Raw genomic sequence first — 25655 nt, forward strand, 5'->3', positions numbered from 1 at the left:
GTCTTGAACGTCCCTTGCGCCCCTAAAGACTAGCGGATGACGACGCGAGTGCCAACATCAATCAAGCCGGAAAGTTCCCGAATTTCATGATTGGTCACGGCGACACATCCGTTGGTCCAGTCAAAGTTGCGATGGATGTCCATGTCTCCATCGCCGACTCCGTGTATGCCGATATAACCGCCCAGGATCGTCTGCTGGGGCGGGCTACGATGCCGGCGATAGTAGTCGAAATAGTCGTCGTAATCCTGCTGACTGTACAGCCCCGTCTCCAGCGCCATCCTGGCGTGGGTGGGCGTCGGATAGTCCAGGCCGATGAAGATGTCGAACTTGCTGTCGAAGTTGAAGCGATTGACGTGGAACTCGCCTCTTGGCGTGGTCTTGTCGCCCATGACCCGCTGGGACTTGGCGCCCCCTCTACCGACCGAAATCGGTGAGTATCGAGCCAGCTCCACCCCCCCGCGATACACCGTCAGGCGAGACTCCTGGTTATCGATCAGGACCCAGATCTCGCTGGAGGAGTCCGGGACAATGGCACGGCGAAGCTGGTCCTCCACCATGTCCATGCTGGCACTGACACCCAGAGGGAGTAGCAGCATGGCACCAAGTATCATTTGGATGAAACGGCGACGTTGACTCTGGGCGAACATGGACAAACTCACTGTGAATAAACGAAAACATCTGTGACGCAGTGTAATCCCGATTCTGCGGAACTTCACGCGGAACCTGGCCGATTTCACGGCAGGCAAACGAGCTCTGTCGCAGCTATCAAACGACGGCGCACAGAAGCGTCGCCGGCCGACGGCACTCTGCCTTTACCATTCCTCACTGGTCTGGCGTAAGGCGGCGATCTCGACCTTGGCCGCCTCGAGGCAATGCTGCAATTCCTGCCCCAGATCCGCCTGCCGGTCCACGGCAATTACCCCGGACAATGCCGGCGAGCGAGGTCGACTCGCACCGTCATCGCCGTGCAGCGCCTCGAGATGACCGATGACACGGTATAGCCAACTGCTGCCGTCGCGGGCCAGCTCACGTAGCCGATGAACCTCGGCCACGGCGGGCGGGTCATCACCCAGCAACAGGCTTCGCCAGTCATGTTCCGCCAGATGCGCGTGCTCGCAGACGTCGCGCAGCAGGGCGTCGATCGCCAGCTCGAACAACGCCAGGGCGCCCTCCTCGCTGGCCCTCTTTCTGGCGCCCTGGTGCTCGTCGTCACCCGGCGCCACGTCCAGCAGCAACTGCGCCTGATACAACAACTGATTGGTGCGGGCCCGCGGTGTCACTTGCGCTTGTCCTCCACCACCCACTTGTTACCGTCCCAGCTCGCCTTCCAGCCACTGGCCTTGCCATTGTCGCCGTCGGTCATCACGAACTGCTCCTTGAGCTTGCGCGAGAAACGAATCTGAGCCGGGCGCCCATCCGGGTCCTGGTCCGGCGCATCGAGCAGGTAGTGGTACTTCTCCGGCAGCTCGGCGGCGTGGGGCTTCAGTTCCTTGACCAGAGGCGGACGGGTCTCCCGGTTCTTGGGAAACTTGCTGGCGGCCAGGAACAGCCCGCTGGCGCCATCGCGCAGCACGTAGTGGTCTTCCACCTTCTGGCAGGCCAGTTCCGGCATCGGAATCGGATCCATCTTGGGCGGAGCTACTTCACCGTTGCGCAACAGCTTGCGGGTATTCTTGCAGCTGTCACTGGTGCAGCCGAAGTACTTGCCGAAGCGCCCGGACTTGAGCTGCATCTCGGAGCCGCACTTGTCACACTCGATGACCGGGCCGTCGTAGCCCTTGATGCGGAACTTGCCCTGTTCGATCTTGTAGCCGTCACAGTCGGGGCTGTTACCGCAGATATGCAGCTTGCGCCCTTCATCGATCAGGTAGCTGTCCATGGCGGTGGAACACACCGGACAGCGTTCCTTGGCACGCAGGGCATCGGTCTCGGCTTCTTCGCCGGCATCGGCGGCGACGGCTTCTTCACCCGGCAGCAGGTCGATGGTGGTCTTGCAGCGCTCCTTGGGCGGCAGGTTGTAGCCGCTGCAGCCGAGGAAGACACCGGTCGAGGCGGTACGAATCTGCATCTTGCGCCCGCAGGTGGGGCAGTCGATATCGGTGGGTACCGGCTGATTGGGCCGCATCCCCTCGTCGCTCTCGGCCTTGGCCAGCTCCCCGCGAAACTCCTGATAGAAGGCGTCGAGCAGCTCACGCCAGCTACGCTCGCCCTCGGCGATCTCGTCGAGGCTATCCTCCATGCGCGCGGTGAAGGAGTAGTCCATCAGGTCGGGGAACGACTCCTTGAGTCGCTCGGTGACGATGTCGCCCAGCTTCTCGGCGTAGAACCGTCGGTTCTCGAGCTTGACGTAGCCACGATCCTGGATGGTGGAGATGATGGCGGCGTAGGTCGAGGGGCGACCGATGCCGCGCTTCTCCAGCTCCTTGACCAGGCTGGCTTCGGTGTAACGGGCCGGCGGCTTGGTGAAGTGCTGCCTGGGGTCCAGCGCGTCGAGGTGCATCGGGGTGCCCTCGCCCAGATCCGGCAGCGCCTGATCCTCTTCCTTGCGCCCCATGGGGGTCATCACTCGGGTGTAGCCATCGAACTTGAGCACCCGGCCCTTGGCCTTGAGCTCGTAGCCGTCCACCACCACGCTCAGGGTCGACGACAGGTATTCCGCCGGGGTCATCTGGCAGGCGACAAACTGCCGCCAGATCAGTTCGTACAAGCGCTCGGCATCCCGCTCCATGCCCGCCAGGTCGGTCGAGCGACGGGACACCTCGGACGGCCGGATGGCTTCGTGAGCCTCCTGGGCGCCTTCCTTGCTGGAATAGCGGTTAGGGGCTTCGGGCAGGTAGCGATCGCCGAACTCCTCACCGATATAGTCACGCACGCTCTCCACCGCCTCGCGGGACAGGTTGGTCGAGTCGGTACGCATATAGGTGATGTAGCCCGCCTCGTAGAGCCGCTGGGCCAGGGTCATGGTCTTCTTCACCGAGAACCCCAGCCGGCCACTGGCGGCCTGCTGCAGCGTCGAGGTGATGAAGGGGGCGTTGGGCTTGGACCGGGTCGGCTTGTCTTCCCGCGAGGTGATCGCAAGACTGGCCTTGCGCAGCGCAGCGATGCGCTCGAGGGTCTCGCTCTCGCTGGTGGGCCTGAACGTCTTGCCATCCTGACGTACCAGCTCGAAGCGGATGGCCTCGCCGTCCGGCGTCACCAGATCGGCATGAACGTCCCAGAATTCCTCGGGCACGAAGGCGCGAATCTCGCTTTCGCGCTCGCTGATCAGGCGCATGGCCACCGACTGGACACGACCGGCCGAGAGCCCGCGGGCTACCTTGGCCCACAGCAGCGGCGACAGCATGAAGCCCACCACACGATCGAGGAAGCGGCGAGCCTGCTGGGCCTCGACCCTGGGCATGTTCAGCTGACCGGGGTCGGTGAAGGCTTCCTGGATGGCATTCTTGGTGATCTCGTTGAACACCACCCGGCGATAGCGTTGCTCGTCCCCACCGATGGTCTCGCGAAGGTGCCAGGCGATGGCTTCCCCTTCGCGGTCCAGATCGGTCGCGAGATAGACGGTGTCGGCTTTCTCCGCCAGCTTCTTGAGCTCGGCCACGACCTTTTCCTTGCCCGGCAGGATCTCGTAGTTGGCCTGCCAGCCATGGTCGGGGTCGATACCCATGCGTCGTATCAGCTGGCTATGCGCCTTCTGCTGCTTGTAGACCGCCTTTTCCTCAGCCGACATCTTGCGCGTCGCGGCCGCCTGGCGAGCCCGCTCCTTGGGATCGGAAGCCGCCTTGCCAGAGCCGCTGGTCGGAAGATCACGGATGTGACCCACGCTCGACTTCACGATGAACTCGTTGCCGAGGTACTTGTTGATCGTCTTCGCCTTGGCGGGCGACTCGACGATGACCAGAGACTTGCCCATAGTACTCCACAGTAGTCAGGGCGCCGCGCTCCTTGGCGAACGCCAGTATGTGCCACTCCCGCCGATGGTGGACGGGAAAAATGCGCTTACCCTAACCCAGCGCCGAACGTCGCGCCAGTCACATCGGTTCGAGCCCCAGGCAGGCTAGACGCATGCCCAGTCGTTTCCCCACGACTGACGCCCTGGCGTCCACCTGACATCGCCAAGAGACTAGCCCTTACCTCGACGGCCGACAAGCCGCCCCTCAGAACCGACTTGCCCCTGCACGAAGCAGGGGCAAGCGGAATGGTCGATGTCTCACACTCGATCATCGAAGGCGGTCAGGCGCTTGACTAGCGCTTGCGCCGCTGCCCTCGGGGCGATCCAGTGCTGCGCCGACGGGTCGCTGCAGGCGCCTTCTCGGCGTCATTGCCTCCCTCGCGAGAGGCTGGCGTGGCGGCCTGGGCAGCCTTGGGCTCGGCCTCAGCCACAGGCTTGGTCTCGACCTCAGGCTTGGCCTCAGGTTTGGCCTCAGGTTTGGCCTCAGTTTTAGCGTCAGCCGCCGGTTTGGCCTCGGACTTGGTCTCGGGCTTGGCCTCAGGTTTAGTTTCAGCCGCCGGCTTGGACTCGGGCTTGGTCTCGGGCTTGGCCTCGGTTTTAGCGTCAACCGCAGGCTTGGGCTCGGGCTTCGCCTCAGGTTTAGTTTCAGGCTTCGCTTCGGCAGCCGGCTTCGCCTCGGTCCTCGCCTGGGCCTTTGCCGCAGGCGCATCAGCAGGCTCGGCGTCGGCCTTGGGCGCGGCCTGGGCCTGCCCTTCGACGCGGGAAGCTTCGCTTGCAGATTGACGAGTGCCGCGCTTGGCTGACGTGCCGCTAGCCGGCGACGTCTTGGCGCTGCTGTTACCACTGGCCCCACCACTGCGGCGGGCCGTACGACGCGTTGCCGGACGGGCCTTGCCAAACAGCGCCTTGATACGCTCGAAACGAGCGGCGGCGTGCTCGCTGAGCTCACCGCTGGCCGCCAGTACATGCTCGATATGCTCGATATGGCCGTCGATCGTCTTGGCATCGAGCCCCTTGAGCAGCTCGGGAATGGCCTCCAGCGCAGCCTCACGATCCTGCTTCAGGATAAAGAACTGATCGCGCATCAGATGCTTGAAGTCTTCCAGCCGCAGCTCCGGCTCAAGCTCGCTGCGTGACGCCTGCAGGCGGCGGAAATTGCGGCCATCGGTAGCAGGAGCACCACCCAGCACGAAGATCACCGAGCGCATCACGGCCTCGTGGGCGCCGCCTTGCGCCACCTGCTCGCGCACCTCCTGCTGGCGACGCTGGATAAAGCGACGACGCTCCGGCTCGGAGCCAGGCACCTGACGCTCACCCTCCACGGCGCCTTTCAGCCCCACCAGCGACTGCAACAGCGGCTGACCATAGAGGTCAAGGAAGGCCTTCTCGAGGGCGCGATCGCGCAGTACCCGCCAGGCATCCAGTGTCCGCGAGATCAGGCTCGACCCGATGTCCTCATACACTCGGAAGATGTTGTCATCACCGAGTTCATGACGATGCTTGCGCACCGACTCCGCCATGACCGGCAACGTCGACATCATCGGATTACGATCGGACAGCAGGCGATAGCCCATGCGATTGGGGTGCATCTTGCGCATCCAGCGAGCCGACTCCGGTGTCGACACGGCACGAATCCAGGGTTGCAGGAACTGACGATAAAGCCCCAGATTGATCTCCGAGACCCTGGCCACCGTGGCGAAACGCCGCTCGTCCTCGGGGCTATGCTTGACCACCTGATTCAGATCGTCGAGGTCCCGGGTGGAGAACTCCAGCAGGTAGTCCCGCTCGATCAATTCGGCGTCGGGCCGCTCGCTGGCCTTGGACACCGTGGTCTCGTAGAGCCCCGGCGGCAGCACGTCGATGTAGTCCATATTGGCGGTGAACTCGGCGTGTTCCTTGCGCGAGACGCTGCCGGAAACGAAGATACCGAGGTGGCCGGTCTTGTCATGGACGCAGTAGACGATGGTCTGCTCGTTGGCGATGATGTCGTCGACGCCGTCGTAGAGGTCACGTACCCAGCCAAGCGCCTGAGGCGGCGGCGTGATGTCATCACCTTGTGAGCAGAACACCACCACCGGGGATCGCACGTTGCGAAGATCGATACGGCGCCCGTCGGACGTCACCAGCTGGGCCGTGGACAGGCGATTGCCGACAAACAGGTTGTCGACGATGTACTGGATCTCTTCTCCACCCAGCACCACATGGCCGCCCCACCAGCGCTCGAACTGAAGATAGCGATCGGCTTCGGTATCGACATGGGCGTACAGGTTGTACTGCTTGTCCCACCAGGTGTTGGCCGGATTGAGGCGTTCGAAGTTCTGCACCAGCCAGGCTCCGTCGAACAGGCCATCGCCCATGTCCGAGAGCATATGGGTGGCCCAGCTGCCGCCGGTCATGCCGCCGGTATAGCGCATCGGCGCCTTGCCGCGCTCCCCGGCCCAGTAGGACAGCGGTGCACCGGCGATCAGGATCGGTCCGAACAGCTCGGGCTCCAGCGCTGCCGCCATCATGATCTGCCAGCCCGCCTGACAGTTGCCCACGACCATGGGTTTTTCGCTATCGGGATGCAGCTCCGTCACATGACGCAGGAAGGTGACCTCGGCTTCAACCACGTCCTCGACCCGCTGCCCCGGGACGGGATAGGGCATGAAGGCGATGAAGTAGCAGGGATGGCCGGCGCGCAGAGCGATACCGATCTCGCTGTCGGGCTTGAAGCCACCGATACCCGGGCCATGTCCGGCGCGCGGGTCGACCACCACGAAGGGGCGTGCCAGTTCATCGGTCTCGACACCCTCGGGCGGGTGCACGCGCAAAAGCTCATAGTTGACGGGGCGAGGCAGGGTCTCGCCTTCCATCACGATGTCGGTATCGAAGCCAAGTACGGTGGGGCGGGTCTTCTCGATATGTTCGAGGTATTCGTTGCCGCGCTGGCGCATGACATCCCAGTAGAGGATGCTGCGCTCGACGCTGTCACGCCAGTAGTCGGCCGCGGCACGGCCGAAGCCGAAGGGGTCGAACAGTGGAGCAAAGGGTTCCGCCAGCGCGAACAGGGGCGCGGTGGCGCTTGGCATCAACGCATTCATATAGGCTCCCAGGGTTGCGTGATGCGCAGCAGGCGATCCTTGCGTCTGCGCACTTGTTGCAGTGCAATATAGCGCAATAATGCAGGTACTGCGAAGCCCCCTCCTTTCGGAGCTGCACATCGTGTAGGAGATTCACTGTAGAGCGGGTACGCTCAAAAACACAACGCCCGGCAATGCCGGGCGTTGTGGGTAGCTGAAATACCGCTTTCGCTCTACTTCACTTCGATACCGTGTGCCTGCTGATCGGCATGGTAGGACGAGCGCACCAACGGGCCGGAAGCCACGTGGGTGAAGCCCATGGCGCGCCCCTGCTCGGCGAACCAGTCGAACGTGGACGGCGGCACCCAGCGATCCACCGGCAGGTGATTGCGAGACGGCTGCATGTACTGCCCCAGGGTCAGCATATCCACGTCGTGGGCACGCAGGTCGCGCATCACCTCGATGACCTGCTCGTCGGTCTCGCCGACACCCAGCATCAAGCCAGACTTGGTCATCACTTCGGGACGGCGGGCCTTGTAGCCCTTGAGCAGGTCCAGCGACCACTGATAGTCGGCCCCCGGCCGCACCTTGCGATACAGACTCGGCACCGTCTCCAGGTTGTGGTTGAAGACGTCGGGCGGCGTGGTCTCGAGGATGTCCAGCGCCACCTCCATGCGACCACGAAAGTCCGGCACCAGTACCTCGATCTCGATGCTCGGGCTATCACGACGAATCTCGCGGATGCAGTCGACGAAGTGCTGGGCACCGCCGTCACGCAGATCGTCACGGTCGACGGAGGTCACCACCACATAGTTCAGGCGCATCTCGGCGATGGCCTCGGCCAGTTCGCGCGGCTCGCGCTCGTTCAGGGCGTTGGGACGCCCGTGAGCCACATCACAGAACGGGCAGCGGCGGGTACAGATATCGCCCATGATCATGAAGGTGGCGGTACCGCCGTTGAAGCACTCGCCCAGGTTGGGGCATGAGGCTTCCTCGCAGACGGTGTGCAGGCCATGACGTCGCAGGGTCTCCTTGATACGGGTGACTTCCTTGGACACCGGCATGCGTACCCTGAGCCAGTCCGGCTTGCGCGGAATCTCCTCCGTGGGGATCACCTTGACCGGGATCCGCGCCACCTTGTCGGCGCCGCGAAGCTTCACTCCCCTTTCGCTGCGGGCGTTCTTCTTGGCCTTGGCGGCGGCGGCCGCCGCCTGGATGGCGGAACTGTCTGTCATTTCACTGTCCTGTGAGGATCGCTCGGGAGACACGTTGCTGTGACGGCCTTCGGCGTGCCCTGTGCGATCAGTCAAAATTGTGGGCGTCGAGCACTCCCGGCAAGCCGGGGCGCTCGATCAGTTCGCGTTGTCCCAGTCGCGTCGCCAGCGTGCGCAATAGCCGACGCGCTTCGGCTTCCATGTCCAGCCTCGAAGAGACCAGATCGGCCAGCCGGGTCATCTCGAGTCCAGCGTAGCCACATGGGTTGATAAACGAAAATGGCGTGAGATCGACCTCGAGATTGACCGCGATGCCATGAAAACTGGCACCCCGTCGAATCCTCAACCCCAACGAGGCAATCTTGCGTTCACCGACGTACACGCCAGGCGCGTCAGGCCGGGCGCTTGCCTCGATGCCATGCTCGCCCAGGGCATCGACCACGCTGTCTTCCAGCGCACTGACGAGGTCTCGGACCCCCAGTCTGGCACGCTTGACATCGATCAGCGGGTACAGCACAAGCTGACCCGGGCCGTGGTAGGTCACCTGCCCGCCGCGATCGGTCTCCACCACCGGAATCTCGCCCGGCATCAACAGGTGCTCGGGCTTGCCTGCCTGGCCCTGGGTGAACACCGGCGGGTGCTGGACCACCCAGATCTGGTCAGGCGTATCGCCATCTCGGGTGTCGGTCAGTTCGCGCATCGCCTGCCACACTGGCCGATAGGGCTTGAGCCCCAGATGATAGACGTCGATCGCCTCCATCACACCACCATGTGCACGCGGCCTGTGGCCTTGAGTTCGTCGAACAGCGCCTTGAGCTGGGCTTCACCGGTGGCGCGCATGGTCAACCGCACCGACTGGAAGCGCCCGTTGCGACTGTCGACCACCTCGAGGCTGCTGCCCTCGAAGGTAGGATCATGGCGATGCACGATCTGGCTGACGGTGGCGGCGAAGTCCTCGGCAGCATCTCCGACCACCTTGATCGGATAGTCGCAGGGAAAGGTGATGGTGACATCCGCCGGATCCGGCCCTGCCTGGGTGCGCAGATCGCGAAAGGTCCTGTCGTTCATCCGATGCCCCTTACAATGGATACCCGAGTATTCTACTCAACCTTGGCATCACGACCAAGGACGCCGGCCGAGGCGGCTCACCTCGGCCGGCGTCACGGCGACCACAGGGCGCGCATTGACGCCAGGGCCGCACCACAGGGACGATCAGTCGAACCAGCCGCCGACCAGGTCGCTGAAGAAGCGCTGGACCTTGTCGATCATGCGTTTGAACAGCCCACCCTGCTCTACCGCTTCCAGCGCCACCAGGTCACGCTCGCCGACCACCTCGTCCCCGAGGCGCACCTCCATGGTGCCGACCCGCTGGCCGGCGGCGATGGGTGCGGTCAAGCCACTGTCGATGTCCAGGCGCGCGGTGAGCTCGTCATTGCGGTTGCGCGGCACGGTCATGTAGACGCCATTGTCGACGCCCACCTTGAGCTCGTTGGTGCTGCCTTCCCACACCCGCGGCGTATTGAGTACGGCGCCACGGTCATACAGCTTCAGCGTCTCGTAGTAGCGGAAGCCATAGCTCAGAAGCTTCTGGGTTTCCTGGGCGCGGGCTTCTTCGGAGCTGGTCCCCATCACCACCGAGATCAACCGCATGTCATCACGCTGGCCCGAGGACACCAGGCAGTAGCCGGCCTCTTCGGTCCAGCCGGTCTTGAGGCCGTCGACGCTGGGGTCGCGCCACAACAGACGGTTGCGGTTGGCCTGTTCGATGCCGTTGTAGGTGAAGTGCTTCTGGCTGTAGATGGCGTAGTGTTCCGGGTAGTCCAGAATAATGTGCCTGGCCAGACGCATCAGGTCCCGAGCCGAGGAGTAGTGATTCTCCGACGGCAGCCCGGTAGCGTTCTCGTAGTGGGTGTTCTCCATGCCCAGCTGGGTGGCGTGCTGGTTCATCAGGTCGGCAAAGGGGTCCTCGCCGCCGGCCAGATACTCGGACATGGCGACGCTGGCGTCATTGCCGGAGACGATGACGATACCGTGGAGCAGTTCCTCGACGGAGACACGAGTACCGACCTCGACAAACATCTTCGAGCCGCCGGTACGCCAGGCCTTCTCGCTGATCGGCACCATGTCGTCGGGCTGGATGTTGCCCCGATCAAGTTCACGTTCGACCAGGTACGCCGTCATCAGCTTGGTCAGGCTGGCCGGCGGCAGGCGCTGGTCAGAATTGTGCTCGGCCAGGACTCGTCCGCTGTTGGCGTCGATCAGGATCCAGGACTTGGCCGCCAGCTGAGGCGGTGCCGGGATCATGACCTGGGGCTCTGGCACGTCCGGTGTCGGCGAGTCGGGCTGCTGAGCACTCGTCAGGGGTGCCACCAGGGCCGCACATACAAAGGCCACGGGCAACCAGCGGCGAGTAAAGGATGACTTAGCGATCATGGTGAAATGTCTCGTTACAACAATCAGGGAAAGCGGTGATCAGGGCCACCGCACAATGCTTCCAACAGCCGGCCTCACTGGAACCGCCGGCATCGACCGGCCGGACGATCAGCGAGGCGTCGGCTGCACTTCGTCGATACCTAGCGAGCATCGACGACAAAGGTCTGCGCGAATCCCGCCTGGCGCAAGCGTTCGCGGACCGGCTCCGCCTGCCCGCGGCTCGCCAGCGGCCCGACCTGCACCTTGTGCAGACCGGCGGCGCTGGCCACACGCACCTGCTGATTCAACCGCGTCTCCAGATCCGCCTTGAGGTCTCGGGCGCTGTCCGCCGACCCCAGGGCTGCCACTTGAATATAGATGCCGGGAGTCCCGGCCGCGGGCGCCTGCGGGGCGCTCTGGCCTGCTGCCGGCGACGCGGCGGACGGCGCGCTGGGCGCCGCATTGGGTGCAGCACGGGCTGTAGTACTGGCTGTGGTACTGGCCGTAGTTCTGGTCCCAGTACTGGCCGCAGCGCTGGCTGGCGCAGCGCGCACACCCCCGCTGGCCGAGTCGCTCGACGCACCCGCGCCGCGACTGGCCTGCCATTGATCGGGATCGATCACGCTGACCCGCACCCGGCCCGTGCCATGGTCGAGAATATCGAGCCGCGCGGCCGCTGCGTAGGACAGATCGATCTCGCGGTCGTCGTGGAAGGGGCCGCGATCGTTGACTCGCACGATCACCGACCGCCCGTTGTCCAGGTTGGTCACCCGGGCGAAGGTCGGTAACGGCAGCGACTTGTGCGCCGCCGTCATCTTGTACATGTCATAGATCTCGCCGTTGGAGGTCGCGTAGCCGTGGAACTTCTGACCGTACCAGGAAGCGGTACCCTCGCGCTGATAGCCACTCGGGTCATCCAGCACATGGTAGGTCTTGCCCCACACCTCATAGGTCGAGCGGTTGCCGGCGCGTGAGCGTGGCTCGTCGCGCGGCACCGCGTCCGGCACCTGACTGACGTCCGGCGGCGTCTCGGGATAGGCGTCGCCGCTCATGGCATAGCGCCCACCCGCCGTCGCCCGCGAATCCTGAGGCGTCGCGTCCGCCTGCTGAGTGGTCTCCGGGGCGGTCCCGCCACCGCCGGCACAACCGGTCAGGGCCACCAGCAGCGACAGGGTCGGCAACAAGGGCGCGCGCAGGGTCATGAACTCACCTCCGTGTCCAGGGCATGCCACCACTGGGGCTTTCCCAGCGAGCGCACCTCGGCGATGGCCTCCGACAGTTCCGTGACCGCCATGGCGTAGAGGTGGCTGTGGTTATAGCGGGTGATCACGTAGAAGTTGGCCCCACCCAGGCGGTAGTGGGTGCTGCCGTCTTCCATGTCCAAAGCCAGCGGCACCACCTTGGCATCCCCCGGCAGCGGCTCCACCGGCTGGATGCCCTGGGCTTCCAGTTCGGCAACACGGGCGTAGGGCGGATCGGTGCGGTTGAAGCGAATCGAGGACGGCACCGAGCTGGGGCCTTCGGCCTCCCAGTACAGGGTGCCACCCGCCTGCCAGCGGTGCTCGGCGAAATAGTTGGCGACGCTGCCGATGGCATCCACCGGATCGGTCCACAGGTTGCGCTGGCCGTCGTCGTTGAAGTCGACCGCGTAGGCCTGGTAGCTGGTGGGAATGAACTGGGGATAGCCCATGGCACCGGCGTAGGAGCCCTTCAAGGCTCCGGGATCGACGTTCTGCTGGTAGGCAATGTCGAGAAAGGCCTCGAGCTCCCCCTCGAAGAACTCACCGCGCCGGGGATGATGAAAGGCCAGCGTGGACAGCGAATCGAGCACCCGATGATCACCGGTGATACGCCCGTAGCGGGTCTCGACGCCGATAATCGCAGCGATCACCTCCGGTGGCACACCATAACGCGCTTCAGCGCGATCGAAGGCGTCACGATGGGCCTCGATAAAGGCCGCGCCCTCGTTGATGCGCTCTTCACCGAGGAAGATGCCACGATAGCGCTCCCAGGTCAGGTGATGCTCGGCGGCACCGCTCATGGCCTCGAGCACCGACGGCTGGAACTCTGCCCTGGCCATGGCGCGCTCCAGCCACTGGCGCGAGACGCCCTGGCGCTCGAGCCGATCCATCATCGCGTCGACCTCGGGCGAGGCGAAATCCTGCGCCTGGGCCGCCAGCGACAGCGAGGCCAGAAGCCCACACAACGCCGCGCCGAGGCCTTTCCTTCCCTGGACCAGGGGTACTGTCATCGATCTTCTCCCTTGGGGAACCCGCAGGCGCCGCCGCCCCTGCAAAGCCGGCAAGCACTTCGCTCGCCGGCCCCACCGTGGCCACTGTCGCCGCCTCTCTCCGGGCTCCCGTTAGCCTGGTCGCCAGCCCCTAGGGCTTGTCTGAAAAGTGCCTGCGCTCGGTAATACGGCGTTAAAAACCGGATCAAAATGCTCATTTACACCCCGTAAACTGCGCTTTCTCACCGATTTTTGCCTTGTCTAACCTTCGCTCGTCGACTTTTCGGACAGCGCCTAGCGTGGCAACAACCGGCGATGTGCATTGACCGCCATGAGAATACCGAAACCGGCCATCAAGGTCACGCTGGACGTCCCCCCGTAGCTCACCAGGGGCAGCGGTACGCCGACCACCGGCAGGATGCCGCTGACCATGCCGATATTGACGAAGACGTAGATAAAGAAGGTCAGCATGATGCCGCCTCCCAGCAATCTGCCGAAGGTATCCTGGGCGGCACCCGCCAGCCACAGTCCACGCGCGACGATCAGCAGGTACAGCAGCAGGAAAGCCAGCATGCCGACCAGCCCGAATTCCTCGCCCAGCACGGCCACGATAAAGTCGGTGTGCCGCTCCGGCAGGAACTCGAGCTGCGACTGGGTGCCCTCGAGCCAGCCCTTGCCCCAGACGCCCCCGCTGCCGATGGCGGTGGTCGACTGGATAATGTTCCAGCCGGCGCCCAGCGGGTCGCTTTCGGGATCGAGAAAGGTCAGCACGCGCTGACGCTGATAGTTGTGCATGTTCATCCACAACAGCGGCAGCGCTGCCCCCGCCAGCGCCACCATGACACCGATAAAGCGCCAGGACAGCCCCGCCAGCAGGATCACGAAGACCGCCGCTGCCGCCACCAGCAGCGAGGTGCCAAGGTCCGGCTGGCGCGCGATCAGGCCCACCGGCAGAGCGATCAGCAGCGCGCAACCTGCCAGCGCGCGCCAATTGGGTGGCAGCTCGTGGCGACTGAGCCAGGCCGCCACCATCATCGGCATGGCGATCTTCATCATCTCGGAAGGCTGAAAGCGCACCACGCCGGGAATCACCAGCCAGCGCTGAGCGCCCATGCCGACGTCACCGAGGATCTCCACCGCCACCAGCATCACCAGGCCGGCCAGGTAGGCCGGCAACGCCCAGCGCATCAGCGTCGCCGGCGAAAACTGTGCCAGCACCAGCATGACCGCCCAGGCCACGCCGAAGCGAATCGCCTGGGCGGTGACCACGTGAACGTTCTCGCCACTGGCGCTGTAGAGCACCGCCAGGCCACTGCACATCAGCACCAGCAGCATGCCGAGCAACCAGGGATCGACGTGCATCCGTTGCCAGAACGAGGTGCGTCGGGCGATACCGCTGGCAGGGGGACGCACCGGGTGGCCGCGCAACGAGCGCACAAAATCGATGGCCATCAGTCTTCCTCCTCGGCGGCGGTCTCGTCGGTGCGCGGACGACCGGCGTTGTGGTCGAGAATCCAGGCATCGGCCATGGACCGAGCCAGCCCCGCGGCGTGGGTCGACCCGCCACCGGCGTTCTCGACGATGACCGAAATGGCGATTTGAGGGTCCTCCACCGGCGCAAAGGCCATGAACAGCGCATGGTCGCGCAGACGCTCGCGCAGTTCGGCGGCGTTGTACTTCTGGTTCTGCCCCAGCGAGAACACCTGGGCGGTACCCGACTTGCCGGCCATGCGATACTGAAGGCCTGCCCCGGTGCGCCGTGCCGTGCCCTCGCGCCCGGACAACACCTTTTCCATGCCGTTGAAGACCCGGGTCCAGTAGTTCTCGGGGGCCTCGATATCCGGCGGCGTGTCGGGCAGATCAACCGGCACCGGCTGGTCGCCGATGCGCTTGGCTAGCCGCGGGCGCACCCAGTGGCCGCGATTGGCGAGCACGGCGGTCGCGGCCGCCAACTGCAGCGGCGTGATCTGCAGATACCCCTGGCCGATACCCACCGACAGCGTCTCGCCGGGATACCAGGGCTGATTGAAGCGTGCCTTCTTCCAGTCTCTGGATGGCAGCAGACCATCCCCCTGCCCGGCCACGTCGGCAGCGACCCGGGTGCCGAAGCCAAAGGCCCCCAGGTTCTCGTCGATACGATCGATGCCGAGCTCGTGGGCCAAGGAATAGAAATAGGTGTTGTTGGACACCGCCAGGGCGCGTTCGAGATTCACCCGCCCATGGCCCCAGCGCAGCCAGTTGCGGTAGCGCCGGTCGTCATTGGGCAGCTGATAGTAGCCCGGGTCGTAGATGACCTCGTCCGGGGTAACGGCCCCTTCGATCAGCCCGGCCATGGCCATGAACGGCTTGATCGTCGACCCCGCCGGATAGCTGCCCCGGGTCGCCCGATCGAACAGCGGCAGATCGATATCGCTCTGCAGCCCGCGGTAGGACTTGACGTCGATGCCGGTGACAAACTGGTTGGTGTCGAATCCAGGCACCGAGGCCATCGCCAGAATTTCGCCGGTCTGGGGCGCAATGGCGACGATGGCGCCGCGCCGGCCATCGAGCAGATCCACAGCGAGCTGCTGCATGTCCATGTCCAGGGTCAGGGTCAGGTCCTGCCCCGGCTCGGGGTCGGTGTGCCCCAGCTCACGCAGCACCCTCCCCCGGGCGTTGGTCTCGACCTTTCTCAATCCCGCACGACCGTGCAGCTGATCCTCGTAGAAGCGCTCCACCCCGGTCTTGCCGATAAAGTGGGTACCGGCGTAGTTGCCCGGATCCAGGCTCTCGAGTTCTTCGGCGTTGATCCTGCCCACGTAGCCAAGCGCATGGGACATGATCTCGGCGTCGGGATAGAAGCGCAGCAGCTGGGCCTGCACCTCCACTCCCGGCAAGCGGTGGCGATTGACCGCGAGCCTGGCGATCTGCGACTCGGTCAGATCACTCATCAACAGCGCCGGCTGGTAGGGACGCTGACGCTGGCGTGAACGCACCTTGAAGGCGTCCACCTCTTCGTCCGGCAGATCCAGCAGCTCGACCAGCAGCTCCAGGGTGGCATCGAGATCATCGACCCGCTCACGCACCAGGGTCAGGTTGTAGGTGGGACGATTTTCGGCCAGCAATTGGCCGTTGCGGTCGTAGATCAGCCCGCGGGTCGGGGGCAGCGGCTCCACCCTCACCCGGTTCTTCTCGGATCGGGTGCTGTAGACCTCGTGCTGGACGATCTGCAGATAGCACAACCGCCCCACCAGCAGGCCGGACAGCAGTACCACGACCACCCCGGCAAGCGTCGCACGCACACGAAAGATGCGCAGCGCGTTCTCGGGGTTCTTGAGGGTTTCGCGACGCTTACGCATGCGAGAGGCAATCCTTGTCTGACGCAGGAGCCATCATCGGTGGTAGGGGTGTCCCACCATCAGGGTCCAGGCACGGTAGAGCTGCTCGGCCAGCACCAGCCGCACCAGTGGATGGGGAAGGGTCAAGGGTGACAGCGACCAGCGCTGGTGGGCGCGGGCCGACAGCGTCGGGGCCAGGCCATCCGGGCCACCCACCAGCAGCACCACATCACGCCCGGCATGACGCCACTGATCGGCCTCATCGGCCAGCCGCTCGGTGGTCCAGGGCTTGCCGAGCACCTCCAGCGCCACCAGATGCTCATCACCCTTGAGGCGTGCCTCGATGCGCTCGGCTTCCTGGGCCACGGCACGCGCGGTATCCGCGTTCTTGCCGCGATGGCCCGGGGCGATCTCTTCGACCTCCAGGCGAAAATCCCGCGGCAGACGCTTGCGGTACTCTTCGACACCGTCGGTCACCCAGCCTGGCATGCGTGTTCCCACCGCCAACAGGCGGACCTTCATGCCTTGGCCTCTTCCTCTGATGCCGGTGCATCGCTGGGAAGGTCCGACCACAGTCGCTCCAGGTCGTACAGCGCACGGGTGTCCGGCATCATCACGTGGACCACCACGCCGCCGAGATCGACCAGCACCCAGTCCGACCCGTTTTCACCCTCGACGCCCAACGGCTGAACGCCATTGTCCTTGGCGTTGGTAATGACGCTGTTGGCCAGCGCCGACACATGTCGTGTCGAGGTCCCGCTCGCCACCACCATCCAATCGGTCACGCTGGTCAGCCGAGACACGTCGAGCACCTCGACGTCCTTGGCCTTGATATCGTCAAGCGACTCGATCACGAGCGCCTTCAATGCTTCAATCTGCATAGCCCCTCATCACTGGGTAGTCATCGACCTCCCATTGTACCTGTTGGGAAGCCGAGTGGCAGCGCCAATCCAGCGCCTGATCGAATTTCTCGGACCGTGTTGCCTTGGCTGCCGCGCTCAGACCGCGCGATACAGGCGTTGCGCCTGGATGCGCTCTTCCACTGCCGGCGGCAGCAGGTAGCGCACGCTCTTTCCCTGCATCAGGCTATGCCTGACGAAGGTGGCCGAGATCGCCATCCGCGACGGCAGCGACAGGCGCAGCAGTCGGCCCTGGGGCTTGGCCATCAGGACATCGCCATGCTCGACCTCGCGCCCCTCGATCAGCGCCTGAAGCGCTTCGGGCAAGGGCGCTTCGTGATCGGGGCGTTCGACCACCACCAGATGGGCAAGCGCGAAGATCCTTTCCGGGTTGTGCCAGTTCGCCAGCTTGAGAAAGGCGTCGTGACCAAGGGCCATGACGATGCGCGCCTCGTGGCCGTAGCGCTCACGCAGGGACTCGAGCGTCTGCACGCTGAACGACGGGCCCTCCCGTTCCAGCTCGCAGGGGTCCGCCGCCAGCCCCGGGGTATCGCCGATTCCCAGGCGCAACAGCTCGAGCCGTTTTTCGGCGGTGACCTGGGGCCGATCGCGCAACGGAGGCTGAGCCGCGGGGATCATGTGCACGCCATCGAGCGACAGCGCAGCGCGAAGCTCAAGCGCGGTGCGCAGGTGGCCTAGATGGACGGGATCGAAGGTGCCGCCAAGCATGCCGATGTGCGCAGGACGGCCCTCGACGTCAAAGCGAACGGCGCCACTCACTGTCGAATCTGGCCATCGCCGAAGACCACATACTTGCGCGTGGTCAGCCCCTCGAGCCCCACCGGCCCCCGGGCATGCAGTCGGTCGGTGGAGATGCCGATCTCCGCACCGAGCCCGTATTCGAAGCCATCGGCAAACCGGGTCGAGGCGTTGACCATGACCGAACTCGAGTCGACCTCTGCCAGAAAGCGGCGTGCCAGGCTGTAGTTCTCGGTGACGATGGACTCGGTGTGACGCGAGCTGTAGCGCTCGATATGCGCCATGGCCTCGTCGATGTCATCGACTACCCTGACCGACAGCACCGGCGCAAGGTACTCGGTGGCCCAGTCCTCGTCACTCGCCGTGAGCCAGTGATCGACGATCGCCCGGGCGCGGGCACACCCCCTCACCTCGACGCCCTTTTCCGCGTAGTCAGCGGCCAGGGTCGGCAGCAGGGCCTGCGCCACCTGTGCGTTCACCAACAGCGTTTCCATGGCGTTGCACACGCCGTAGCGATGGGTCTTGGCGTTGACCGCGATGGCACGGGCCTTGTCCAGGTCGGCGGCGGCGTCCACGTAGACGTGACAGATGCCGTCCAGATGCTTGATCACTGGCACCCTGGCCTCACGCGAAATACGCTCGATCAACGATTTGCCACCACGGGGAATGATCACATCGACAAATTCGTCCATGCTGATCAAGCGACCCACGGCGGCACGGTCGGTGGTCGCCACCAGTTGCACGGCGCCCTGGGGCAGTCCGGCTTCGGCCAGCCCAGAGGCAATGCAGCGGGCCAGCGCCTGGTTGGACGCGCTGGCCTCGGAGCCCCCGCGCAGAATGCAGGCATTGCCCGATTTCAGGCACAGGCTGGCGGCTTCCATGGTGACGTTGGGGCGAGATTCGTAGATGATACCGATGACACCCAGGGGCACGCGCATCATGCCGACCTGGATGCCGCTGGGCCGAGTGCTCAGGCCATCGATCTCACCGACAGGGTCGGGCAAGGCAGCGACCTGGGTCAGGCCCTCGATCATGGCGTCGATGCGGCCGTCATCCAGGGCAAGGCGATCAAGCAGAGCCTCGTCGAGCCCCTTGTCGCGACCGCGCGCCAGATCCTGCCGATTGGCCGACAGGATCTCTTGACGAGACGCGTCCAGCGCCTGAGCCATCGCCTTGAGCGCCTGGTTCTTGCGCGCGGGTGGCAGGCGACGCATATCGGTGGCAGCAACACGGGCCGCCTGGCCCATGGCGGTCATGTAGGCGTCGATATCGGCGACGCACTCGGCGGTGGCATTGGCGGATGAGTCGGACACGGTGAAACGAGTCTCCTGGTAGAACGAGGTCTCCGGGCAAAGAAAGAAGGCTTGCACCGGGATGACAACGCGGACGTGATGCGGATCGTGAACCACAGAAAGGATCATATTAAGACAGCATGCGGAACAAGTACAAAGTCGGCCTGTTCAAGCTGAACCTGTTCGCCGCGGCCGCACTGCTGGCCCTTTGCGCGGCGACCTCGGCGCGGGCGCTGGACACCACGCTGCTTGGTCTGGCCGCGCTATGGCTCGGGATCACCGGCATCGTCATCGAGTTCAGCCACCGCCGCCATGCCTACCGCGCCTGGCTGGTGGTGGCCAGCGTGCTGCTTGCCGCCCTGGTGATACTCTCGCCCGACGCCAACGGTGCCTGGCTGTGGGCCTGGCCTTTCCTATTGATCCTGCCCCAACCCCAGTGGATGCTGATACTCAACGCCAGCCTTGCCGGGATAAGCTGGTGGAGCCTGATCACCCAGATGAGCCTTCACCATTGGGGCCTGGCTGGCGCGCTCTTGCTGTGCCTGTGCTTTCTTGCGATCGGACGTGCGCTGCCGGGCGGACATTCGCAACGCCTGATGCGCAGGAGAGCCCGTCTGGCGCCCGGACTGCCGCTGTGGTCGGCCAGCCAGCTGGAACGCGACCTGGCTCGGGAAAACAGCCGCGCCACCCGTGACGGCGTCCACGCCGAACTGGTGGTGATCCAGATCCATGGACGTTCTCTGTGGCGGGTCGCCCAGGACATCTGCACACGCATCAAGCGGTTCGAGAACGCCTATCGTCTCAACGGACGTACCGTCGCCGTGATGCTGACCAGTCGAGACGCCGTGCAGGCCAGGCAACGACGCCAGGAACTGCTGGAAGACATCGCCGTGCCGATCACGGTACGCACCGTATCGATTGCCAATCTGGACAACCTGCCCATGGTGCTGGCGGCCCTGGACAAGCAGTGCCCTGTCACCCAGGTGGTGGAGGACGACGCATGATCGAGCCACCCCAGTGGGTCCGTTCCTGGCGTGTCTGTGCCGATGTCATGGGGACCTTGCTGTTGGCGTCACTGGCCCTGTGGCACTATCTGCTGGGGCAATACGAGAGCATCCTGCTGCCGGCGTCCCTGAGTTGCCTGATGGCCGTGATCACGGTCTTCGATACCAGAAGAGCCTCGCGCGTCTCGAACTATCTGCTGCTGCTGTGCGGCTGCCTCGCCCTTTATGACCAGACGGTGCTGCAGGCATCGTTCGACGCCTTCTGGATCAGCGTACCTATCACCCTGATCCTGCTGGTACTGCCCTTCGGCCCTGCTCTGGTGCTGGCGCTGGCCGTCATGCCTATCTGGCTCATGGTGGTCGGCCAGTCTTCGCCAAGCCTCGATCAAATCAAGTTTCTGCTGACCTTCCTTGCGGTCACCTCCCTGGCCGGCTGGGAATACCTGCGTCAGCGCGACCTGAACCGGGCCACCGACCCCAGCGACGTCGACTGCGATGCGATCAATCGCGCCACCCTGCACGAGCGCCTGAACGGGGAGTTCGAGCGCGCCCAGCATCTGGACCAGCGGCTGGCAGTGGTGATCCTGCACCTGCCACAACTGGAAATCGCCAGTGAGCAGTACGGCTCTCGCACTCAGCTAACGCAACTCGACCAACTGTGCCAGGCGGTACGCCTTCACTGCCGTGACCACGATATTCTGGGACGAGAATCCCATGACACCTTCTGGCTGGTACTGCCCAACACCACCGAAAGCGGTGCCATGCTGGTGATCAAGCGACTGGAACAGGCGCTGTCCGAGGTTCGCCTGTCGGACATCGGCCCCTTGACCTTACGCTCACGGCTCTGCGCCCTGAACGCCAAGGAACCCTGGCAGCATTTCGAGCAGCGACTGGCTCGCCGCAGCGAGGCACTGGCCGTCACTCCCCTCCCACCCGGTCGCTCCTGACCACCCTGACTGTGGCAGAATGCCGAAACATCACGACGGCCCAACGCAAAGGAGAACAGGGTGGGAAATGCCGGGGACTGGTTGATTCAGTGGGCGCCTTCGCCCGGACTGCTGCTGCTGCTGATCTTTACCATCGCGCTGGTGGAGTCGCTTGCCCTGATCGGCGTGGTGGTGCCCGGCGTCGTTCTGATCACCGCCGCCGCCTCCCTGGCCGGCCACTACGACATCGCGGTTGGCTGGGTCATCGCCTGTGCCTTTGCCGGTGCCGTGGTGGGAGACGGCGCCAGCTACGCCATCGGCTATCGCTACCGTGAGCAGGTCACCGCCATGTGGCCGCTGTCGCATCACCCGGAGTGGCTGGCCCGGGGTGCACGATTCTTCCAGCGTCATGGTCCTCTTTCGGTGCTGCTGGGGCGATTCGTCGGACCGGTCCGCCCCATCGTGCCGCTGGTGGCGGGCATTCTGCGCATGCCGCCGACGACCTTCACCTGGGCCAATCTTGGCTCCGCCCTGCTGTGGGCACCGGCCTACATCCTGCCCGGTTATCTGCTGGGTCGAACCTGGCAACAGTGGCTGGCATTGCCGGACGACCTGCACCCCTGGCTGACAGCGCTCGGCGTCACCGTGGCGGTGCTGGCGCTGCTGTTCTCGCTGGTCCGCCACCACGCCTCGCCTCAGGGCCTGCTCTACCGTAGCTTCGCCTGGGTCAGCCATCACCTGCCCGGCGGGAGGCGCCTGTGGCAGGCCCTGGCCCCCCACCACGAGGAAGAGCCTCCCCTGGCCAGTTGGCTGTTGCTCCTGGGTGCACTGACCGCGCTGAGCGCCTGGACGCTGGTCGTGCTCCAGGCAGACGGACCGCTGATGATGGATACGCGGCTTCACGCCTTGATCGGCGGGCTCGAGCTACCCGGACTTCTGGCGCTGTCCGAGACACTGGCCGAGGCGGGAGATACCCTCGGCGTGGCGGCATTGGCACTGCCCTGGCTGGTGTGGCTGGCCAGCCGCCGTCACTGGGCGGCACTGGGCCACGTGAGCGCTGGACTGATGGCCATCGCCACGCTCAACACCCTGGGCAAGGAGGTGATCGGCCGCCTTCGTCCGGATGCCCCTGACTATCTCGCCCACTCTCTGTCCTATCCCAGCGCCCACACCTCGACGGCGGTGGTCCTGTACGGCATGGCGGCCGCCTTTATCGCCCAGACGCTGCCACGCCGCCAACGCTTCTGGCCCTACTGGGTGGCGATCGCCATCGTCGTGCCCATGGCATTGTCACGCATCGTGCTGGGCGTGCACTGGCTGAGCGATCTCGTCGGGGGAGCCCTGCTTGGCCTGGTGGTCTGCGCCATGGTTCAACTGGCCTGGCTCAGGCGGGACCGGACGGCCCTGACGCCGTGTCCATTACCGGCGCTGCTGCTTGCCTCGCTGGCCCTGGTCAGCGCACGCATCCTGTGGCTGCCGCCGGTATAGGACAGTGACACGCCCCCGAACCGACACCTCTGGCAAGGCGGGCCCGGGGCCTTGTCCAGACGACGATGAGTGCCGGCACTTTTCAGCCAGGCCCTAGCCCAGCGCCAGCCACAGGCCCACACCAATCATCAAGGTCCCGGCGATGCGGTTGAGCAACCGTACACTGCCCCCACGTGCGAGCAGGTGACGCAGACTCTTGCCACCACTGGCGTACAGCAGAAGGCAGGTGAACTCGAGACTCAGGATCACCAGGATCAACCCCGCCAACTGGGTCAGCACCGGCCGCGCCGGATCGATAAAGGGCGGCAGCAATGCCACGAAAAAGGCCCAGCCCTTGGGGTTGGCGACCGCAGTGACAAAGCCCTGCATGGCCAGCTCCCGTCGTTTCGGCGGCGCGGTATCCTCAAGATTGTCAGGGATCGCCATGCGCCCCCGTGAGCGCCACATCAGCCACCCCAGATAGACCAGGTAGGCCCCGCCCAGCCACTTGAACAAGGCAAACAGCGCCGGCAGCTTGAGCATCAGTGCCGCCACCCCCGCACCGGCGGAGAAGGCCACCAGCCCCACGCCAACCAGCTCCCCCAGCATCATCCACAGCGCCCGCTTCACCCCCTGGGTCATGCCCAGCACCATGGCCAGGGTCATGCACATGCCTGGCGTCAGCGAGACCAGAAAGAAGGTCGGAACGAACACAGAGAGAACGGACAGACTGGGCATGGATTTCCTTATCCCGAGCAGCGCTGGAGAGGTGTCTGACGGCGCGAGGTGATGATGGTATTAGGTGATGATGGTGCCAGGTGATGATGGTGTCTTGTGATGACGATGCCAGCTACGCACTCAGTCGCCGACGGTGGACCCGGAGGCCCCCTCGCCCCACCTTGGCATAAGCTGATGATCGATACCCAGCTGATTGAGGATGCGCGCCACGATGAAGTCGATCAGATCATCGATGCTCTGCGGCTGGTGGTAGAAGCCGGGTGCTGCGGGCAACACCACCGCCCCCATACGGGTCAGACTGAGCATGTGCTCCAGGTGAATCGCCGAGAATGGCGTCTCCCGGGGCACCAGCACCAGGCGGCGGCGTTCCTTTAGCGCCACATCGGCGGCGCGCTCGATCAGATTGTTGCTGGCGCCACAGGCCACCGCCGACAGCGTTCCCGTCGAGCACGGGCAGATCACCATGGCACTGCTGGCGCCGGAGCCCGACGCCACCGGGGCCATCCAGTCCTCACGGCCAAAGCAGCGGATCTGGCCCTCGGCCGCCGAGAACCGCTCGCTGAGCGCCTCGGCCAGCAGCGCTGGACGTGGCGGCAAAGAGGCCTCGGTCTCGGTGGCGATGACCAGATGCGCGGCCTTGGAGATCATCACCCACACCTCGTGCCCCGCCGACACCAGCGCCTCGATCAGCCTCAGCCCGTACTGGGCGCCGGAGGCGCCGGTCAGGGCCACGGTCACAGGGGACTTGAAGCCTTCAGCCATGAGCGGCCTCCAGCGCCTCGAGCAGGCGCTCGTGGATGCCGCCGAAGCCGCCGTTGGACATCACCACGATACGATCATAAGGACGCGCCTGTGCCACCAGATCGGCGACCAGCGCATCGATCTCGCCACGTCGGTGCGCCGGTATCGGCGAGGCCTCGACCAGCGCCTCAACCGACCAGTCCAGCCCCTCGGGCTGGTACCACCAGACCTGATCGGCCTGGGCCACGCTGTCCGCCAGGCGATCGCGCAGGGTGCCCAGACGCATGGTGTTGGAACGCGGCTCGATCACCGCCAGCAGGCGACCGCGCTGGGTCGAAGCGCGCAGCCCGGACAGCGTCGCCGCGATGGCGGTGGGATGATGGGCAAAGTCGTCGATCACCTGGACGCCGCCGACCTCGCCGCGCACCTCCTGGCGACGCTTGGGCGTCTCGAAACGCGACAGCGCAGCGGCGCCGCGCGCCAGATCCACGCCGAACACGCTGGCGGCGGCCAGGGCGGCCAGGGCATTGCGGGCGTTGTAGTCACCGGTCAACCCCCAGTCGACCACGGCGTCCTCGTCGACCCCGTCCGGCCGCTGCTGGATCACCCTGAAACGACTGGCATCGTCACGCTCTAGCTCGATGCGCCAGGCCGAGTCCTGCTGCTGCCCCATGCGCGACACCGGTGTCCATGCGCCCTGGGCCAGCACCCGGTCCAGCGCCGGCGCGTCGTCCGCCACCAGCAACTGGCCACGCCCGGGCACCGTACGTACCAGGTGATGAAACTGGCGTTCGATGGCAGCCAGGTCGGGAAAGATGTCCGCGTGGTCATACTCGAGGTTGTTGAGGATGGCGACCAGCGGGCGGTAGTGCACGAACTTGGAGCGCTTGTCGAAGAAGGCGGTGTCGTACTCGTCGGCCTCCACCACAAAGGGCGCCTGCTCGCCGCCCAGTCGCGCCGATACGCCAAAGTTCCTCGGCACCCCGCCGATCAGAAAGCCAGGGGCCAGCCCAGCGCTTTCGAGCAGCCAGGCGGTCAGGCTGGCCGTGGTGGTCTTGCCGTGGGTGCCCGCCACCGCGATCACCGGGCGCCCCGGCAGCACGTGCTCGGCCAGCCACTGGGCACCGGACACGTAGGGCAGGCCACGATCGAGCACCGCCTCGACTTCAGGGTTGCCCCGCGACAGGGCGTTGCCGATCACCACCAGGTCCGGTGTCGTCGTCAGATTGTCGGCGGCGTAACCGCGCATCAGGGCGATGCCGGCCGTTTCCAGCTGGGTGCTCATGGGGGGATAGACGCTGGCATCCGAGCCGCTGACCTGGTGGCCAAGCTCCCGCGCCAACAGCGCCAGGCTGCCCATGAAGGTGCCGCAGATACCGACGATATGAAGATGCATGGCGCCTCCGGTGCGCTGCTGCTGCCCCGTCCCCGAGTCGACGCGCACGGCGCCCCCGGCAGACAACGGCACTCAAGGTTGGCGGCAGCCTAGCATGCCCCGACAAAGGCCTCCAGAGGCGGCGTCACGCCCTCGTCGCTGTTGCCGATCGCCCACTGTTTTACTTCGACGTCGGCGCTCGGCTGCGCCGGGGCATGCCGGTCGGATGCAGGCACCAGGCCGATGGGCTAGAATCGCCGACCATGTTCC

At 65.0% G+C, this 25655-nt stretch carries 22 protein-coding genes; 3 read left to right on the top strand and 19 right to left on the bottom strand.

What is annotated here, in order from left to right:
- Nucleotides 1-29: 29 nt before the first annotated feature.
- From C6W88_RS13505 to C6W88_RS13580, 16 genes are all read right to left on the bottom strand, one after another.
- Nucleotides 30-596 carry a L,D-transpeptidase family protein gene (locus tag C6W88_RS13505; protein WP_231498647.1) on the bottom strand — a complete coding sequence of 189 codons (567 nt, stop codon included), beginning with the start codon at nucleotides 594-596 and terminating at the stop codon, nucleotides 30-32.
- A 216-nt stretch (nucleotides 597-812) separates the two neighbouring features.
- Nucleotides 813-1280, bottom strand: coding sequence for a DUF6586 family protein (locus C6W88_RS13510; RefSeq protein WP_108132834.1), 468 nt, complete (start codon nucleotides 1278-1280; stop codon nucleotides 813-815).
- Nucleotides 1277-3910 carry a type I DNA topoisomerase gene (gene topA, locus C6W88_RS13515; RefSeq protein WP_045992673.1) on the bottom strand — a complete coding sequence of 878 codons (2634 nt, stop codon included), beginning with the start codon at nucleotides 3908-3910 and terminating at the stop codon, nucleotides 1277-1279. Before topA ends, C6W88_RS13510 begins: the two co-directional genes overlap by 4 nt.
- 332 nt (nucleotides 3911-4242) lie before the next feature.
- Nucleotides 4243-7032, bottom strand: coding sequence for a DUF3141 domain-containing protein (locus tag C6W88_RS13520; RefSeq protein WP_108132835.1), 2790 nt, complete (start codon nucleotides 7030-7032; stop codon nucleotides 4243-4245).
- A gap of 212 nt (nucleotides 7033-7244) precedes the next feature.
- Nucleotides 7245-8246: a lipoyl synthase gene (gene lipA / locus C6W88_RS13525; protein WP_045992674.1), complete on the bottom strand. Its 1002-nt coding sequence runs from the start codon at nucleotides 8244-8246 to the stop codon at nucleotides 7245-7247.
- Nucleotides 8247-8313: 67 nt separating this feature from the next.
- Nucleotides 8314-8985, bottom strand: a complete 672-nt coding sequence (gene lipB / locus C6W88_RS13530) for a lipoyl(octanoyl) transferase LipB (protein ID WP_045992675.1) — start codon at nucleotides 8983-8985, stop codon at nucleotides 8314-8316.
- Entirely contained in the window at nucleotides 8985-9293 is a 309-nt protein-coding gene (locus C6W88_RS13535; RefSeq protein WP_045992676.1) for an HP0495 family protein, read from the bottom strand. The genes lipB and C6W88_RS13535 overlap by 1 nt, the downstream gene beginning before the upstream one ends.
- A gap of 144 nt (nucleotides 9294-9437) precedes the next feature.
- Nucleotides 9438-10658 (bottom strand): D-alanyl-D-alanine carboxypeptidase family protein, encoded by a 1221-nt coding sequence (locus C6W88_RS13540; RefSeq protein WP_083970391.1) that lies wholly within the window; start codon nucleotides 10656-10658, stop codon nucleotides 9438-9440.
- A gap of 140 nt (nucleotides 10659-10798) precedes the next feature.
- Nucleotides 10799-11839 carry a septal ring lytic transglycosylase RlpA family protein gene (locus C6W88_RS13545; RefSeq protein ID WP_108132836.1) on the bottom strand — a complete coding sequence of 347 codons (1041 nt, stop codon included), beginning with the start codon at nucleotides 11837-11839 and terminating at the stop codon, nucleotides 10799-10801.
- On the bottom strand, nucleotides 11836-12888 hold the full coding sequence (gene mltB / locus C6W88_RS13550; protein WP_045992678.1) for a lytic murein transglycosylase B: 1053 nt from the start codon (nucleotides 12886-12888) through the stop codon (nucleotides 11836-11838). Before mltB ends, C6W88_RS13545 begins: the two co-directional genes overlap by 4 nt.
- Nucleotides 12889-13161: 273 nt before the next feature.
- On the bottom strand, nucleotides 13162-14319 hold the full coding sequence (gene rodA, locus C6W88_RS13555; RefSeq protein ID WP_108132837.1) for a rod shape-determining protein RodA: 1158 nt from the start codon (nucleotides 14317-14319) through the stop codon (nucleotides 13162-13164).
- Nucleotides 14319-16205 carry a penicillin-binding protein 2 gene (gene mrdA / locus C6W88_RS13560; protein ID WP_108132838.1) on the bottom strand — a complete coding sequence of 629 codons (1887 nt, stop codon included), beginning with the start codon at nucleotides 16203-16205 and terminating at the stop codon, nucleotides 14319-14321. Before mrdA ends, rodA begins: the two co-directional genes overlap by 1 nt.
- 33 nt (nucleotides 16206-16238) lie before the next feature.
- Nucleotides 16239-16706 (bottom strand): 23S rRNA (pseudouridine(1915)-N(3))-methyltransferase RlmH, encoded by a 468-nt coding sequence (gene rlmH, locus C6W88_RS13565; RefSeq protein ID WP_108132839.1) that lies wholly within the window; start codon nucleotides 16704-16706, stop codon nucleotides 16239-16241.
- On the bottom strand, nucleotides 16703-17065 hold the full coding sequence (rsfS, locus tag C6W88_RS13570) for a ribosome silencing factor (protein WP_108132840.1): 363 nt from the start codon (nucleotides 17063-17065) through the stop codon (nucleotides 16703-16705). The genes rlmH and rsfS overlap by 4 nt, the downstream gene beginning before the upstream one ends.
- Nucleotides 17066-17182: 117 nt before the next feature.
- Nucleotides 17183-17812, bottom strand: coding sequence for a nicotinate-nucleotide adenylyltransferase (nadD, locus tag C6W88_RS13575; RefSeq protein ID WP_108132956.1), 630 nt, complete (start codon nucleotides 17810-17812; stop codon nucleotides 17183-17185).
- 47 nt (nucleotides 17813-17859) lie between these two features.
- On the bottom strand, nucleotides 17860-19098 hold the full coding sequence (locus C6W88_RS13580; RefSeq protein WP_083970559.1) for a glutamate-5-semialdehyde dehydrogenase: 1239 nt from the start codon (nucleotides 19096-19098) through the stop codon (nucleotides 17860-17862).
- A gap of 176 nt (nucleotides 19099-19274) precedes the next feature.
- Here C6W88_RS13580 and C6W88_RS13585 point away from each other — a divergent pair, with 176 nt between their 5' ends.
- From C6W88_RS13585 to C6W88_RS13595, 3 genes are read left to right on the top strand one after another with little or no spacing between them, the layout of a single operon-like run.
- Complete coding sequence (locus tag C6W88_RS13585) at nucleotides 19275-20138, top strand: hypothetical protein (protein WP_045994178.1); 864 nt, start codon at nucleotides 19275-19277, stop codon at nucleotides 20136-20138.
- Nucleotides 20135-21085, top strand: coding sequence for a diguanylate cyclase domain-containing protein (locus tag C6W88_RS13590; protein WP_045994177.1), 951 nt, complete (start codon nucleotides 20135-20137; stop codon nucleotides 21083-21085). The genes C6W88_RS13585 and C6W88_RS13590 overlap by 4 nt, the downstream gene beginning before the upstream one ends.
- A gap of 60 nt (nucleotides 21086-21145) precedes the next feature.
- Nucleotides 21146-22552 carry a bifunctional DedA family/phosphatase PAP2 family protein gene (locus C6W88_RS13595; protein WP_108132842.1) on the top strand — a complete coding sequence of 469 codons (1407 nt, stop codon included), beginning with the start codon at nucleotides 21146-21148 and terminating at the stop codon, nucleotides 22550-22552.
- Between the two features lie 93 nt (nucleotides 22553-22645).
- On the opposite strand, the gene C6W88_RS13600 is transcribed toward C6W88_RS13595, so the two are convergent.
- The 3 genes from C6W88_RS13600 to mpl all read right to left on the bottom strand — a co-directional run bounded on the left by C6W88_RS13600 (nucleotide 22646) and on the right by mpl (nucleotide 25406).
- Nucleotides 22646-23269, bottom strand: coding sequence for a LysE family translocator (locus C6W88_RS13600; RefSeq protein WP_045994175.1), 624 nt, complete (start codon nucleotides 23267-23269; stop codon nucleotides 22646-22648).
- Between the two features lie 120 nt (nucleotides 23270-23389).
- Nucleotides 23390-24031 carry a flavin prenyltransferase UbiX gene (locus C6W88_RS13605; RefSeq protein WP_108132843.1) on the bottom strand — a complete coding sequence of 214 codons (642 nt, stop codon included), beginning with the start codon at nucleotides 24029-24031 and terminating at the stop codon, nucleotides 23390-23392.
- Nucleotides 24024-25406 carry a UDP-N-acetylmuramate:L-alanyl-gamma-D-glutamyl-meso-diaminopimelate ligase gene (gene mpl, locus C6W88_RS13610; RefSeq protein WP_108132844.1) on the bottom strand — a complete coding sequence of 461 codons (1383 nt, stop codon included), beginning with the start codon at nucleotides 25404-25406 and terminating at the stop codon, nucleotides 24024-24026. Before mpl ends, C6W88_RS13605 begins: the two co-directional genes overlap by 8 nt.
- Nucleotides 25407-25655: the final 249 nt, after the last annotated feature.

The organism is Halomonas litopenaei (assembly GCF_003045775.1).
Classification (GTDB): domain Bacteria; phylum Pseudomonadota; class Gammaproteobacteria; order Pseudomonadales; family Halomonadaceae; genus Halomonas; species Halomonas litopenaei.